Here is a 15,067-nt window from a genome sequence, read left to right on the forward strand (position 1 = left end):
CAGGAAAAAATCCTTGAATCTCGAAATCCTAAAATCAAGGTTCAGACACTCTTGTACGTCGGCAGCTACCCTATGACAAAACGGACAAGCTCTTAACCCTTCACAATCACCGGCTCCTCGAAAGCGGCGACGTGGATGATATGATTCAAGCAGTAAAAAGCATAATGCTTCAGTTCAGCTATTGGGTCACCGGTTGTGGTGTCGAGTTGCAGGAAGTCGAGATAGTTGGATTGGGTGAAGGTGCGGAATAATGCGGCATTATCCCCGGCTTGTTTGCGGTAGGATTCGTCGATTACGCAATAGGCTGCATAATTGTTAAAATGTATATTATAGGCAGTGGCCAGTATATCGGCGCTCAGGTCGACAGCCCCGATAATGCGGATGTTGAGCGCCAGCTTAGCTTCAGTAATATTTACCAGCGATATCCACCGCAGGTTATTGATCTCCTCAAAAAACTCCATATCAGAACCTAAATGCCGTATTCACTTATTTAGAGGGGCAAATTTGAGGATATGCGTGGAATTTTAAAGGTATTGGGCTGATTTATTTTTTAATGATATAATGCCATGATTAAAAAACGGGGCCGTCACCCTGAGCCCGTCGAAGGGCGAGCGAGGGGCCTACTCACAATGCTTCGACAAGCTCAGCATGACAACGCGCTTATGCCTAATCACTATCTCTAACCACAAACTCCCCCTCACTCTTCGCAATCACCACAGTAGCTACTCCATTACCAATCACATTAGTTATCGCCCGGGCTTCAGACATAAACCTGTCTACGCCCAGCAATATTGCCACACCCTCAACCGGGATAACCTTTATAGCCGCCAATGTTGATGTCAACACAATAAAGCCACTGCCTGTAACGCCCGCGGCACCTTTTGAGGTAACCATAAGTATGGCAATGATGCTCAATTGCTGCTCGATAGTTAGTGGAATATGGAATACCTGCGCCAAAAATATGGTACACATTGACAGGTAAATGGTGGTGCCATCCAGGTTGAATGAATATCCCGCAGGGATAACCAAACCCACTACTGAACGCGAGCAGCCAAACTTTTCAAGCTTCTCCATCATCCCCGGCAGGGCCGACTCTGACGATGACGTGCCCAATACAATCAATATTTCTTCTTTAATATGCTTCAAATAAGCCCACAAACTAAACTTATACAGGCGGCAAATGATATTGAGCACTACAAAAATAAACAGCGCCATGGTTATATAAACCGATGCCATAAGCATGGCCAAAGGTTGCAACGTTTTAATGCCGTAGGTGCTTATGGTGTAGGCCATGCCGCCAAAAGCGCCGATAGGGGCTACCTTCATTACAATGTGCATAATGTTGAAGAACACTTTCGATATCTTCTCAAACAGGTCGATAACTACCTTGCCCGAGTCGCCCATACGGCTCAGGCCAAAGCCAAATAGGATGGCAAAGAAAAGTATCTGCAAAATATCGCCTTTGGCAAAGGCCTCAAAAGCGTTGCTGGGGACAATGTGGGCAATGAAGTCGGTCCAGTGCATTTCGGCAGCAGCTTTTTGGTAAACTTCGAGCTTGCTGGTATCGGCCTTAACAGTAGTTACAAAGCCCTCGCCGGGTTTAATTAAATTGGCTACGGTTACGCCTATAATTAAAGCAAACGTGGTAACGATCTCAAAATACAGTAAAGCCTTACCACCTACGCGGCCCACCTTTTTCATATCGCTCATACCGGCGATACCCAAAACAATGGTGAAGAAAATGATAGGCGCAATCAGCATTGTTATCAAACTGATAAACGTTTTGCTGATGAGTTGAGCGGTTGGGGCAAAAGGTTTGTAGTAAAGCCCTACCACAATACCCAAAACTATGGCAACAATTACCTGAAAGGTAAGGTTGGTAAATAATCGTTTCATTATAACAATAATACGATTATTGGCGGGATTTTGCTCGTCCCCTTATGACATGAGGCTGGCGCAAACAAAAAAGCCCGCCTTAAAACCAGGCGGGCTCTTTTTATAAACGGGTGATATCTTATCTCCAGTAACCCGCAATCCAAATGTAACCACCCGGGCGGCGATCCCAGTGGCCAGGTACCCATACAGCCCGCGGGCGAGGCGGCAATGCCCAATAGCCCGGGCGTTCAACATATCTGCCGTGTCTTACTACCCACTCATTTTCAACCCACACATGGCCGGCTGATGGACGTACCGGACGAACCACAACGGGACCGCGGTGATATAGGCGGGCTCTCACTACAATTTGTGCATTACTGTCGGCAGTGGCAAACACCAGTAAGGCTGCTGTTGCAAATAAAATTTTTCTTAGCGTTTTCATATAGTATTTGTTTGTTGTTAACTAAACTACAGACAGGAAAGCTAAAAGAAAGTTTAATTTTTAGCCTTGATTTTTTTTAATGTTTGTTTGTAAGGCTTTGATTTATTGGTGTTTGTAAATAACAAAATTTTAAGCGGCTGAAAGCGCAAATCCTTATCTTCGTTTTATGTCACCTGCAGAAGCGAAACAGCAAATTGAGGCGCTAAGCGCCGAATTAAAACAACATACCTATAATTATTATGTGCTGGCCATGCCCACCATATCCGACTTTGATTTCGATAAAAAACTGGAGTCGCTGGCAGCCCTTGAGCGGCAATTTCCTGAATTTTTAGACCCTGATTCGCCTACACAAAGGGTAGGCGGGTATATCACGAAAGAGTTTCAGCAGGTGCGTCACCGCTGGCCAATGTTGTCGTTAGGTAACACCTATAATGAACAGGAATTGCTGGATTTTGATCAGCGCATTCGCAAGGCCATCGGTGATAATTTTCAATATGTATGTGAGCTGAAGTTTGACGGCCTCTCCATGAGCCTTACTTATGAGGATGGTAAACTACTGCGTGCCGTAACCCGTGGCGACGGTACCCAGGGCGATGACGTGACCACCAACGTAAAAACCATACAAAGCATCCCCAAACAACTTAAACCCGGTAACTACCCGGCAGAGTTTGAGATACGTGGAGAAGTTTTTATGCACCTGAAAGCTTTTGAGCGCCTTAATAACGAACGTGTGGAAAACGGCGAGCAGCCCTATGCCAATCCGCGAAATTTCGCGTCGGGCACTATTAAGTTGCAAGACTCAAGCGAGGTAGCTAAACGCCCCTTAGATTGCTTTCTGTATTTTTTATATGCCGAAAAGCCACCGTTTAAAACCCATTGGGAAAGCTTACAGGCAGTTAAGGAATGGGGTTTTCATGTTAATGAGCATAGCCGCCTGTGTGATAACATTGACGGCGTAATGGCTTTTATCAAAGAGTGGGACAAGCGCCGTTTTGATTTGAGTTACGATATTGACGGCATAGTTATTAAGGTAAACAGCTATGCGCAGCAGGAGGAGCTGGGCTTTACCGCTAAATCGCCGCGCTGGGCCATATCCTATAAATTTAAGGCCGAACAGGTACAAACTGAGCTGCTGGCTGTTACCTACCAGGTGGGCCGTACCGGTGCGGTTACGCCGGTTGCTAATTTGAAACCGGTATTGCTGGCAGGTACTACCGTAAAGCGCGCCACGCTGCACAACGCCAATGAAATGCTGCGTCTTGACCTCCACGAAGGCGATTGGGTATTTGTTGAAAAAGGCGGCGAAATCATCCCGAAGATCATCAGCGTGAACCCCGAAAAGAGGATAGTTGGCGCTGCGCCTATAAACTATGTAACCGAATGCCCGGCGTGTGGTACGCCGTTAACCCGGGTTGAGGGCGAAGCAGCCTTTTATTGCCCGAATGATGAAGGCTGCCCGCCACAAATTACCGGAAAGATCCAGCACTTTATCGGTCGAAAAGCTATGAATATAGACGGCTTGGGTGATGAGACTATCGAAACGCTTTATCAACGCGGCTTTATCCGTCATATCAGCGATTTATATAGCTTGAACGACCATATCGATGGGCTTAAAAAGATGGAGCGCTTCGGCGAGAAATCTATCAATAACATGCTGGATGGTATTGAAAAGTCCAAACAAATGCCGTTTGAAAAAGTGCTGTTTGGCCTGGGTATCCGCTATGTTGGCGAAACCGTCGCTAAAAAGCTGACAGCATATTTTAAAAACATCGACAACCTGATGGCGGCAACGCTTGATGAGCTGGTGGTTGCCGAAGAAATAGGTGAGCGCATAGCGCACAGCATTATTGAATACTTCGGCGACGAACATCATCGCCGGGAGATAGAAAAATTACGCGCCGCCGGTTTGCAATTTGTAGCCGAAGAAAAAGAGGTTGTATTAGCCAGCAATGCCCTGGCAGGGAAGACGTTTATCATATCCGGCACCTTTGAACGCTCGCGCGATGAGTTGAAGGACATCATTGAGCAAAATGGCGGTAAGATATTAAGCAGCATATCTGCCAAGCTGAATTACCTGGTAGCCGGCGACAATATGGGCCCGTCGAAACTGGAAAAAGCAACCAAGCTTAATATACCTGTTATTAGTGATGTGGAGTTAATGGGGATGATAACACCCCTCTAAATCTTCCCAAAAGCGAGACTTTTGATTTGCATATAGGATGGTTTCACATTTAGCGAAGCCTTTTTTTCAGCCTTGTCATCCTGAGCAAAGCGAAGAATCTTATACGCTTTTCTAATCGCTTATATAAGATTCTTCGCTTTGCTCAGAATGACAGATGTTTATAAATTAATTCGTTTAGTCTCCTCTCCGCCGGCTGGCGGGAGGCCCCCGGGAGGGGTGTCACACCCATGTAAACATCCGCCCAAACCAAAATCGTGGCCAGTTTTTTGTCGTAATTTGTAGCAGAAAGATGGCCAAAACCCATCGGTGAAATCACCCCAAAAAATCTGTGAAATCATAAAGAATTAACTAATATGAAATACAACGAATTAACACCCGACGAAGAGTGGGTAATATTGCATAAAGGTACAGAGCGCCCGTTTACTGGTGCGCTGCTCAATAATAAAGCGCAGGGTTTGTATGTGTGCAAGCGTTGCGATACGCCGCTTTATACTTCTGAATCAAAATTTGAATCGCACTGCGGCTGGCCGAGTTTTGATGACGAAATACCGGGAGCGGTTAAACGTATTCCTGACGCCGACGGCCGTCGTACTGAAATTGTCTGCGCCAATTGCGGGGCACATTTGGGCCACGTTTTTGAAGGCGAATACCTTACGCCAAAAAATGTAAGACATTGCGTCAATTCCCTGTCGATGAAATTTGTGCCGGCCAACTGACAAATTGTTTGCCGATAAATTTCATATGTTATTAATATGCGCTTAATCAACTGTTTTTCAGTAAATAAGAATCCTAACAAAAAACTTGTGAATAACTTATAGGTGATGTGTAAAACTATCACTAACAAGGAGGGATGTCATCGCCTATCTTTGAATCATAAGTTCTTTAAAACGCTCCTATTTATACCGGCGACCTTGCCGGTAAATGTTTAAAAAGAGCTTCAATATCAACCGGCGGTTACGCCGACACACACTGTTTAGAGTAGTTAGTAGCGATTAGTGAGGGTGATTTAAAAAGTAGTTTAAAGGGGATGGTTTCCGGCCGTCATTTTTTTAAAGCAACTGCTTGGCGGCATTGTCGGCTAAAATTACCAGGGTTGATGTGGATGGGGTTGAAGGTTTTAAGAGTTAATAATAAAGTATAAGCGCATGGCAGAGGAAACAGAATTACTATTAAAGGAGAATAAAGACAGGTTTGTCATCCTTCCAATTAAGTATCCCGCTATTTGGGAAATGTATAAAAAATGTGAGGCCAGTTTTTGGACCGCTGAAGAGATTGATCTTTCTGACGACTTAAAGCATTGGGAAAATCTTAACTCGGGCGAAAAGCATTTTATATCGCATATCCTGGCTTTCTTTGCCGCCAGCGATGGTATCGTGAATGAGAATCTGGCTGTAAACTTTATGAGCGAGGTGCAATTGCCTGAGGCCCGCTGTTTTTACGGTTTCCAGATCATGATGGAAAACATCCATTCAGAAACTTATGCGCTTTTAATTGACACATATGTTAAAGACCCTGCCGAAAAAGACCGTTTGTTCCATGCCATTGAAACCGTACCGTGTGTAGGTAAAAAAGCCGAATGGGCGCTGCGCTGGATAAACAACGGCAACTTTGCCGAGCGTTTGGTAGCCTTTGCCGCTGTTGAAGGTATTTTCTTCTCAGGTAGTTTTTGCTCAATATTCTGGTTGAAGAAACGCGGTTTAATGCCGGGCTTAACGTTCAGTAACGAGTTGATCTCTCGCGACGAAGGTATGCACTGCGAGTTTGCCTGCCTGCTGTACAAAATGCTGGATAAAAAACTGTCGACCGAAGTTGTTACCGGTATTATTAAAGACGCGGTTGAAATTGAAAAAGAATTTATTAGCGATGCGCTGCCGGTTAGCTTGATTGGTATGAATGCTAAACTAATGAGCCAATACATAGAGTTTGTGGCCGACAGATGGTTAGGCGAACTGGGTTACCCTAAGGTTTATAACGCTACCAACCCGTTTGATTTTATGGAGATGATATCGCTGCAGGGTAAAACCAACTTCTTCGAAAAGCGTGTAGGCGATTACCAGAAAAGCGGCGTAATGAACACCGCCGAAACGAAGTCGTTCTCATTAGACGAGGATTTTTAATCGACAGAAAAAATAAGAGATTCCAGTAAATAAAATAATTAGTAACCCCAGGTTGGTTCCGGTCCAGCCACTAAAATGCCAAGAAAATGTTTGTAGTAAAAAGAGACGGAAAACAAGAGTCAGTAAAATTTGACAAGATCACCGCACGTATTGAGAAACTGTGCTATGGTTTAAACCCTCAACTGGTTGACCCGGTTGACGTTGCAAAGAAAGTAATTGAAGGTTTATTTGACGGTGTTACTACGTCAGAGCTTGACAACCTGGCCGCTGAGACAGCCGCTTCGTTAACGACAAAGCATCCTGACTACGCGTTATTGGCATCGCGTATCGCGGTATCTAACCTGCACAAAAATACGATCAAATCATTTTCAGAAACCATGCGTAATTTATACAATTACGTAGACCCTAAAACCGGCAAAAATGCTGCGTTACTGGCCGACGATGTTTACCAGATCATAGAAAAAAATGCTGAAGAACTGGATAGCAGCATTATTTATGACCGCGACTTTGGTTTTGATTACTTTGGCTTTAAAACCCTGGAAAAATCATATCTGTTAAAACTGGACGGAAAAATAGCCGAGCGCCCTCAGCATTTGTTTATGCGTGTATCGGTAGGTATCCACAAAGAAGATATCGCCAGCGCTATTAAAACTTATAACCTGATGAGCGAGCGCTGGTTTACGCACGCTACGCCTACATTATTTAATGCAGGTACACCAAAACCACAAATGTCATCATGCTTTTTATTGACTATGAAGGATGACAGTATTGATGGTATTTATGATACCTTGAAACAAACTGCCAAAATCTCTCAAAGCGCAGGTGGTATCGGTCTGAGCATTCACAACGTGCGCGCTACTGGTTCATACATCAGCGGTACCAACGGCACCAGCAATGGTATTATCCCAATGCTGCGTGTGTTTAACGATACTGCCCGGTATGTTGACCAGGGTGGCGGCAAACGTAAAGGTGCATTCGCTATTTATTTAGAGCCATGGCACGCAGATATCTTCGAGTTCCTTGACCTGCGTAAAAACCACGGTAAAGAAGAAATGCGTGCCCGCGATTTGTTCTACGCCCTGTGGGTAAGCGACTTGTTTATGCAACGTGTTGAAGCTAACGAAGATTGGAGCTTATTCTGCCCTCACGAAGCCCCGGGTTTGGCCGATTGCTTTGGTAAAGATTTCGAAAAATTATACAAGAAATATGAAAAAGAAGGTCGCGCCCGTAAAGTGATCAAAGCGCAAGAGCTTTGGTTTGCCGTACTTGACGCTCAGGTTGAAACCGGCACCCCTTACTTGTTATATAAAGACGCTGCCAACAGCAAATCAAACCAGCAAAACCTGGGTACTATTAAAAGCTCAAACTTATGTACTGAGATTTTAGAGTACACTTCGGCCGATGAGATTGCGGTTTGTAACCTGGCTTCGTTAGCGTTGCCACGTTATGTACGCGATGGTGAGTTTGATCACCAAAAATTATATGATGTAACCTATCAGGCTACTTTAAACCTGAACAGAATTATTGATAACAACTATTACCCGGTTAAAGAGGCCGAGTATTCAAACCTGCGTCACCGCCCGATTGGTTTAGGTGTGCAAGGTTTGGCCGATGCTTTCATTTTGCTGCGTATGCCGTTTGAAAGCCCTGAAGCAAAACAACTCAACAAAGAGATCTTTGAAACCATCTACTTTGCAGCCATGACTGCGTCAAAAGACCTGGCTATTAAAGATGGCGCTTACGAAACCTTTAAAGGTTCGCCGTTATCAAAAGGCCAGTTTCAGTTTGACCTGTGGGGTGTAAAACCTGAGAGCGGCCGTTGGGATTGGGAAAACTTACGTTTAGACGTAATGAACCACGGTGTACGTAACTCATTGTTAGTTGCGCCAATGCCTACTGCTTCAACTTCGCAAATTTTGGGTAACAACGAATGTTTTGAGCCATATACTTCAAACATCTATACCCGCCGTGTATTGAGCGGTGAATTCATCATTGTTAACAAGCACTTGCTGCGCGATCTGGTGAACTTAGGCTTATGGGATAACACCATGAAAGATAAGATCATCAGCGCAAACGGTTCAATCCAGGATATTGCTGAAATCCCTCAAGACCTGAAAGATCTGTACAAAACTGTCTGGGAGATCAAGATGCGCGACATCATCGATATGGCTGCCGACCGTGGCGCATACATTTGCCAGTCGCAATCATTGAACTTGTTCATCAACTCGCCAAACGCTTCAAAACTAACTTCAATGCACTTCTACGCATGGAAGAAAGGTTTGAAAACCGGTATGTACTACCTGCGTACGCAAGCAGCATCGCAAGCGGTTAAATTTACGGTTGAAAATCAAGGCGGTAAAAACATGGACCCGGTTATACCAGAAGTGGTACAACAAGTTGCCGACGAAATACCAGCCGGCCCAACCTGCTCAATGGAAGAAGGCTGCGTGACTTGCTCAGCGTAACGCCCCTCCCAAACCCTCCCCGGAAGGGAGGGCTTCAAGATATTTAAAATAAGAGGCCGGAATTTATTTCGGCCTTTTTACATTTGAAAAAACTTTATAATGCACGATGATAAAAAAGTCTCCCCTGCCGGGGGAGATTTAGAGGGGGCTACAAAACACGAAATCATATCCTGCGACCGTTGCGGCTCCCGCATTGAATGTAAGGCTAATTCTTATACCAAATGCCAGTGCAGCGCGGTGCAGCTAACCATCAACGAGGTACAATACATCAGCGAGAATTATGACGGCTGTATGTGCGCCAAGTGTTTGCTGGAGTTGCAGTCGGAGTATAGGGAGATGATGGGGATAGAACCATAGAAAATAGGGGGCTGTCACCCTGAGGCTCTCGAAGGGCGAGCGGTGGCCTTTACCCTCATGCTTCGAGAGCCTCAGTATGACACCACGCTTTTTTTGTTTTATACTAATTAATAACATGTCAACCTTTACCACCCAAATACCCTGCGAGTTCGATATCCATTATTCTTTATTAATTAAAGATGACGGCCGCGTAGCCTATGCGTATTTGCATGAGGACGAAGATGTGATTGGTGATGTTTGGCTGTACAATGTCCAGGAAGCCCCGCAAACTTCATTCTGGTTGCCTGAGGATATGCCGTTTTTGAACCCTAAAGAATATTTATCAAAAGACGCGCAGATAAAACCCATAGCGCACCAAGGCGAGATCAGGTGTGAATGGACAGAGTCAAAAGATGATGGTTTAGTAGAAGTGGGTATTTATATACGTGACAGGTTTATCGCATCGGTGGCAGCAGGTTCTAAACCGGGTTGGTCGGTACTGGTTTGTAAAGATGGCCCGCTGGCTTACGTTTATTAAAAAAGTGTTTCATTTGGGGTGTTTCACTCTAATTGCTTGAAAGTTCATAAAATCACTTAAATAACTAAAATACAAATATTTAAGTGCTTATAATTAAAGTTTTTGTGCTGTTTCACCCTGTTTCAGACACATGTCGTAACTCATTGATAATCAATAGCGGGTGCCATAAAAGTGTTCCAAGGTGTTTCACTATTTAGTGAAACACCTCATGGGTATAAATGCTATCTTTAACCAACAATGTCATCCACTCAAAATACATATCTCCTGGTCGTCAACGGCAAACCTGAAGGGCCGTTCACTATTGATGAATTGAAAGCCCGCCGCGTCAGGTTCGCCGACTTCGTCAAAACCGAAGCGATGGACGACTACAAAGAGGCGCATGAAGTTGCCGAGCTGCGCGAGCTGTTCGGTTTCCAAAAACAGGTGCTGTTGCAGTATTATGGTTCGTTTGACCAGCGCGCGACGGCTGCCTTTGTGGACTGGCTGATTGTTTCGGCGGTTTGTATAATCCCTTCATTTGCCATTACTTTATTTATTACCGATAAGCTGATTGGCCTGGGCCTGGCACTGAGCTTGTTCGCGCTGATACCGGTCGTTAATCTTATCTACCACATCGTTATGGAAAGCTCGCCAAAACAGGCCACCTATGGGAAGCAGCTGCTTAAACTAAAGGTATGCGATATGCAGGGCGCTCGTTTATCCCCGACACTTGCAGCCAAGCGCAACCTGGCAAAGTTATTATCAGTTTTGACTTTGTTTGTGGGTTACCTGTTTACATTCTTTAATAAACAGCAGCAGTGCCTGCACGATATGGTTGCCGGAACCCTTGTGATTAAGGATAGGTTGTAAAATGCTTCCCGTTTGTCATTCTGAGCGTAGCGAAGAATCTTATACGCTTTGCTAGCCGCTTTTATAAGACTCTTCGCTATGCTCCAGAATGACAACTCAATTATAACCAATTCTTTACCATGCGCAATGGGCTGTCTGTATCATAACTTCCTATCTTAGTACAAATTATAAATCCATGAAAGCTGTTTTCCTGCTTTGCGCTTTGCTGGCCGCTATGACCGCTAAGGCACAGTCGACTCAAAAAGATACCATCCAATTGGCCGACCCGACTATATTTTATGATAATGGTCAATACTATTTGTATGGTACGGGCAGCAATCGCGGGTTCCCGGTCTACCAGTCGCCCGATCTGATTAACTGGAAAGCCGGCGTCGGCAGGGCCGAAGGTGGCCTGGCTTTAGCCAAAGGCGATAGCTATGGCGATAAGTTGTTTTGGGCACCGCAGATATTTAAAAGCAATCGTAAATACTACATGGCTTATGCCGCCAATGAAGATGTCGCGATAGCAGAAAGCAACAGCCCGCTGGGGCCATTCAAACAAGCGGCCATTAAAAAGATATCAGGCCCGGTTCATCAGATCGATCCTTTTATATTTAAAGATACTGACGGTAAGCTGTATCTCTATTTTGTGCGGTTACAGAACGGCAACCGCGTGTTTGTGGCGCCATTGAAAAGCGATCTGTCAGACATCGACACCGCGGCCGCCAAAGAATGCGTAAACTCAAGCATGGAGTGGGAGAACACCGCGCACAAAAACTGGCCGGTTTGCGAGGGGCCTACCGTTATCAAACACAACGGCTTATACTACCTGCTCTATTCAAGCAACGATTACCAAAACATCGATTATGCCATCGGCTATGCTACCTCAACTTCGCCCATGGGGCCATGGACAAAAAGTCCGGATAACCCCATCATAAGCCGCCATTTGGTTGGTTTTAACGGCACAGGGCATGGCGACTTGTTTGTGGGTAAAGATGGTTATTTATATTATGTGCTGCATACGCATCATAGCAATAACCTGGTGGGCAGGCGCAAAACAGCAGTCATCAGGTTGGCTTTTACGGCAGACAAGCCTTCAAAATTGGTAGTCAATAAGGATAGCTTCAGGTTTTTGACGATCGATAAGTAGACATCAAAAGAGGGCGTCATCCTGAGCCTGTCGAAGGGCGAGCGTTGGCCTTGGCCCGCATACTTCGACAAGTTCAGCATGACACCCATTTTGATTTTATGCGCTCAAAATAGCGGCCATATATTCGCGGCATTTAGCTACCTCTTTAACGTCGGTGGAGTCCGCAGGTACCTTATATTCCAGCTCAATGGTAGCCGGGAACTTGTATTTTTTTCGTTTCATTAGCAATAACACATCTTTTATAGGGGTATCGCCTTGCCCAAATGTAGTATTTGGGCCGTTATTAACTTTACGATCCTTAATATGCATGCTAGTAATACGGTCATGATGCTTTTCAATAAAAGCTAAAACATCGGTGTTATTACCCGCCACGTAATGCCCAATGTCCAGGTTAATGCAATTGTACGGGGACTGCGACATAGCAGTGTCCCATAAAGTTGGCGTAGCCTGGGTATGGGCGTGATAACCTATACGCATTTTATGTTTAGCGGCTATGTCGCCAATTTTTTGGGTAAGTGCGTCATTATGTTCGGGCATTTCGCAATTGCAATGATTGGCCCCTAATGCTTTGGCGGCGTTAAAGGCGTAGTTAATTTCTTCATCTGTATTATTTGGTCCAAATACTACCGGTTTATAGGCGTAAATGGTAACTCCGGCGTCTTTATACATTTTGCCTATTTCCTTAAATTTATCCATTGGTACACTGGCACGCCAGTCGGCCATGGCTTTATTAAAATCGGCGCCAGATTGTCCCGGAGCTTTTTTAGGAGCACCCGCCGATAGTTCGGTAGCATCGCCACGCAACTCAACACCACTGATGTTATCCTGCAGGCAGTATTGTAACATGTCTTCGGCAGTAACATTTTTCATGTGGCCGTAAGAGTAGGTAGTAACCCCAATTAACACCCCTCCAACCACTGAATTTGGTTTATCCGTACTCAGAAAAGATCTTGCAAAATTAGTTTTAGGCAAAAACAGCATTCCGGCAGCAGCTAATGCACCGCTTCCAATAAACCCGCGACGGGACAGGTGTTTAGTTTCCATACTTTAAGATTGTGTGTTATAAAAGGTTGCGGTAAGGTAGCAAAAAATTAGAAACACAGGCTATTACCGACTGTAAAAGACCGTAACAATTTAGTTAGTACCGTTAAAATAGGCCAGAATGGCTTTGGCTTGTTTCAAGTTTACTACTTCCAAAAGCATTTCCTCATTGGCCTCACGGATCTTTTTAACCGACTTGAAATATTTGAGCAACTTTTCTGCGGTAGTCTTACCAATGCCTTCAATAAGTTCCAATTCTGTTGCCAGGGTACCTTTGTCGCGCTTTTTTCGGTGAAAGGTGATGCCAAAACGGTGAGCCTCGTCGCGCAGATGCTGGATCACTTTCAGGGTTTCAGATTTTTTATCGAGATACAGCGGATATTGATCTCCCGGATAATATAATTCTTCCAGCCGTTTAGCTATACCGATAACGGTAACTTGTTTATCGATACCCAACAGTTTCAAGCTCTTCATTGCTGATGACAGCTGACCTTTGCCACCATCAATCAAAATCAACTGCGGCAAGCCAGTATCCTCATCCAGCACCCTCCGATAACGGCGAAATACCGCTTCTTCCATGGTGGCAAAATCGTTAGGGCCTTCAACGGTTTTCACATTAAAGTGACGGTAATCCTTTTTTGACGGTTTGCCGTCCTTGAAAACCACAATAGCCGAGACGGGATATTTACCCTGGAAGTTAGAGTTGTCAAAACACTCAATATGGCGGGGTAGCTGGTTCAGGCGCAAATCTTTCATCATCTGCGTTAACAAACGCTCTGTGCGCACTTCGGGATTCAGCTTTTCGTATTGGTCTATACGCTCTTTTTTAAAGAACTGCACATTTTTTTGTGATAGATCCAGCAGTTTACGTTTCTCGCCTAACTTGGGGATGGTGAATTTGATATCTGCATCATCCAAATCAGGCTTGAACGGTACTATCACTTCTTTAGAGGTGCTGTTATACCGGCTTCTGAATTCCATTATGGCCAGCGTAAGTAACTCTTCATCGCTCTCGTCCAGTTTCTTTTTAATTTCGATGGTTTGGGTCTGGATGATGGTGCCGTTCATAACTTTCAAAAAGTTTACAAACGCCATTTTTTCTTCAGAGGCTATGCTAAACACATCCACATCAGTGATCGACGAGTTAACTACCGTCGATTTACTCTGATAATTCTCCAGCAAATCAAATTTGCGCTTTAAACGGTGGGCCAATTCAAAGTTCATGTTTGAAACTGCATTATCCATCTCAACTTTCATCTTACGTAAAACCGAACCGATTTTACCATTCAAAATGTCTTTGATCTCTTCGATATTTGATTCGTAATCCTCCTCTGTTTGAAAGTCCTGGCAAGGCCCTTTGCAATTACCCAGTTGATACTCCAGGCAAACTTTAAACTTACCTGCCTCAATATTTTGACGGGTTAACGCCAGGTTGCAGGTGCGTAACGGATAGGTCTCTTTAATCAGTCCTAATATAGCGTGCATCATGCTTACCGAGGCATATGGCCCGAGGTATTTCGAGCCGTCTTTTATAATACGGCGCGTCCAGAATATGCGGGGATAATTTTCATTTTTGATGATGATCCATGGGTAGGTCTTATCATCTTTGAGCATCACATTATAACGGGGCTGATGCTTTTTGATCATGCTGTTTTCGAGCAGCCAGGCATCGACTTCGGTGTCAACAATAGTGAAAGTGATGTTGCGTATCTTGGAAACCAAGACGCGCGTCTTGGCGTTCACATTCAGGTCTTTAACAAAATATGAACTTACCCTATTGCGCAGATCTTTAGCCTTGCCTATATAAATAAGCTCATTCGCCTCATCCCAGTATTGGTAAACACCGGGTTTATGAGGGATATTTTTCAGTGCCGCACGATAATCAAATTTTGTCATTAGTTAATTGGTTCTCAATGGTTCATAGGGCTTGAAGCCGTGGTCTTGCGAGTCCAGACCTTATGAGCCATGTCATTTCGACCAACGGGAGAAATCTATACACTTGCTATTCATAGCTTTGTATAGATTTCTCACTATGTCCGAAATGACAAACTTGTTATTAATTCCCTCCGTTGCAATGATTTGTCGGAGAATGT

13 protein-coding genes are annotated in these 15,067 nt (G+C 44.5%); 8 read left to right on the top strand and 5 right to left on the bottom strand.

The genetic code is table 11. From position 1 onward, the window contains the following. Positions 1-92: 92 nt before the first annotated feature. The 3 genes from ACFS5N_RS14450 to ACFS5N_RS14460 all read right to left on the bottom strand — a co-directional run bounded on the left by ACFS5N_RS14450 (position 93) and on the right by ACFS5N_RS14460 (position 2,317). Positions 93-461, bottom strand: a complete 369-nt coding sequence (locus ACFS5N_RS14450; protein ID WP_377186915.1) for a hypothetical protein — start codon at positions 459-461, stop codon at positions 93-95. Between the two features lie 205 nt (positions 462-666). Next, positions 667-1,896 carry a C4-dicarboxylate transporter DctA gene (dctA, locus tag ACFS5N_RS14455; RefSeq protein ID WP_377186917.1) on the bottom strand — a complete coding sequence of 410 codons (1,230 nt, stop codon included), beginning with the start codon at positions 1,894-1,896 and terminating at the stop codon, positions 667-669. A 118-nt stretch (positions 1,897-2,014) separates the two neighbouring features. Continuing rightward, complete coding sequence (locus tag ACFS5N_RS14460; protein WP_377186920.1) at positions 2,015-2,317, bottom strand: hypothetical protein; 303 nt, start codon at positions 2,315-2,317, stop codon at positions 2,015-2,017. A 166-nt stretch (positions 2,318-2,483) separates the two neighbouring features. Between ACFS5N_RS14460 and ligA the strand changes: the two genes are divergently transcribed. The 8 genes from ligA (at position 2,484) to ACFS5N_RS14500 (ending at position 11,933) form a co-directional block, all read left to right on the top strand. Continuing rightward, on the top strand, positions 2,484-4,499 hold the full coding sequence (ligA, locus tag ACFS5N_RS14465; protein ID WP_377186923.1) for an NAD-dependent DNA ligase LigA: 2,016 nt from the start codon (positions 2,484-2,486) through the stop codon (positions 4,497-4,499). A gap of 353 nt (positions 4,500-4,852) precedes the next feature. Beyond that, on the top strand, positions 4,853-5,215 hold the full coding sequence (locus ACFS5N_RS14470) for a methionine-R-sulfoxide reductase (RefSeq protein WP_377186926.1): 363 nt from the start codon (positions 4,853-4,855) through the stop codon (positions 5,213-5,215). A 429-nt stretch (positions 5,216-5,644) separates the two neighbouring features. Then, a complete protein-coding gene (locus tag ACFS5N_RS14475; RefSeq protein ID WP_377186929.1) occupies positions 5,645-6,616 on the top strand; it encodes a ribonucleoside-diphosphate reductase small subunit in 972 nt (323 codons plus the stop codon). 86 nt (positions 6,617-6,702) lie between these two features. Continuing rightward, positions 6,703-9,081, top strand: coding sequence for a ribonucleoside-diphosphate reductase subunit alpha (locus ACFS5N_RS14480; protein ID WP_377186931.1), 2,379 nt, complete (start codon positions 6,703-6,705; stop codon positions 9,079-9,081). Between the two features lie 99 nt (positions 9,082-9,180). Next, the gene (locus tag ACFS5N_RS14485; RefSeq protein ID WP_377186934.1) at positions 9,181-9,438 is read left to right on the top strand and encodes a cysteine-rich CWC family protein; all 258 of its coding nucleotides are present in this window, start codon (positions 9,181-9,183) and stop codon (positions 9,436-9,438) included. A 115-nt stretch (positions 9,439-9,553) separates the two neighbouring features. Continuing rightward, complete coding sequence (locus tag ACFS5N_RS14490) at positions 9,554-9,955, top strand: hypothetical protein (protein WP_377186937.1); 402 nt, start codon at positions 9,554-9,556, stop codon at positions 9,953-9,955. Positions 9,956-10,192: 237 nt separating this feature from the next. Further along, complete coding sequence (locus ACFS5N_RS14495; protein ID WP_377186940.1) at positions 10,193-10,804, top strand: RDD family protein; 612 nt, start codon at positions 10,193-10,195, stop codon at positions 10,802-10,804. A 175-nt stretch (positions 10,805-10,979) separates the two neighbouring features. Then, entirely contained in the window at positions 10,980-11,933 is a 954-nt protein-coding gene (locus tag ACFS5N_RS14500) for a glycoside hydrolase family 43 protein (protein WP_377186943.1), read from the top strand. A 96-nt stretch (positions 11,934-12,029) separates the two neighbouring features. Here the strand turns inward: ACFS5N_RS14500 and ACFS5N_RS14505 are convergent, their stop codons facing one another. Continuing rightward, complete coding sequence (locus tag ACFS5N_RS14505) at positions 12,030-12,977, bottom strand: sugar phosphate isomerase/epimerase family protein (RefSeq protein ID WP_377186946.1); 948 nt, start codon at positions 12,975-12,977, stop codon at positions 12,030-12,032. Positions 12,978-13,067: 90 nt separating this feature from the next. Beyond that, on the bottom strand, positions 13,068-14,870 hold the full coding sequence (gene uvrC / locus ACFS5N_RS14510) for an excinuclease ABC subunit UvrC (protein WP_377186949.1): 1,803 nt from the start codon (positions 14,868-14,870) through the stop codon (positions 13,068-13,070). Positions 14,871-15,067: the final 197 nt, after the last annotated feature.

Origin of the sequence: Mucilaginibacter ximonensis, assembly GCF_042686265.1 — a bacterium.
In the GTDB taxonomy this organism is placed as follows: domain Bacteria; phylum Bacteroidota; class Bacteroidia; order Sphingobacteriales; family Sphingobacteriaceae; genus Mucilaginibacter; species Mucilaginibacter ximonensis.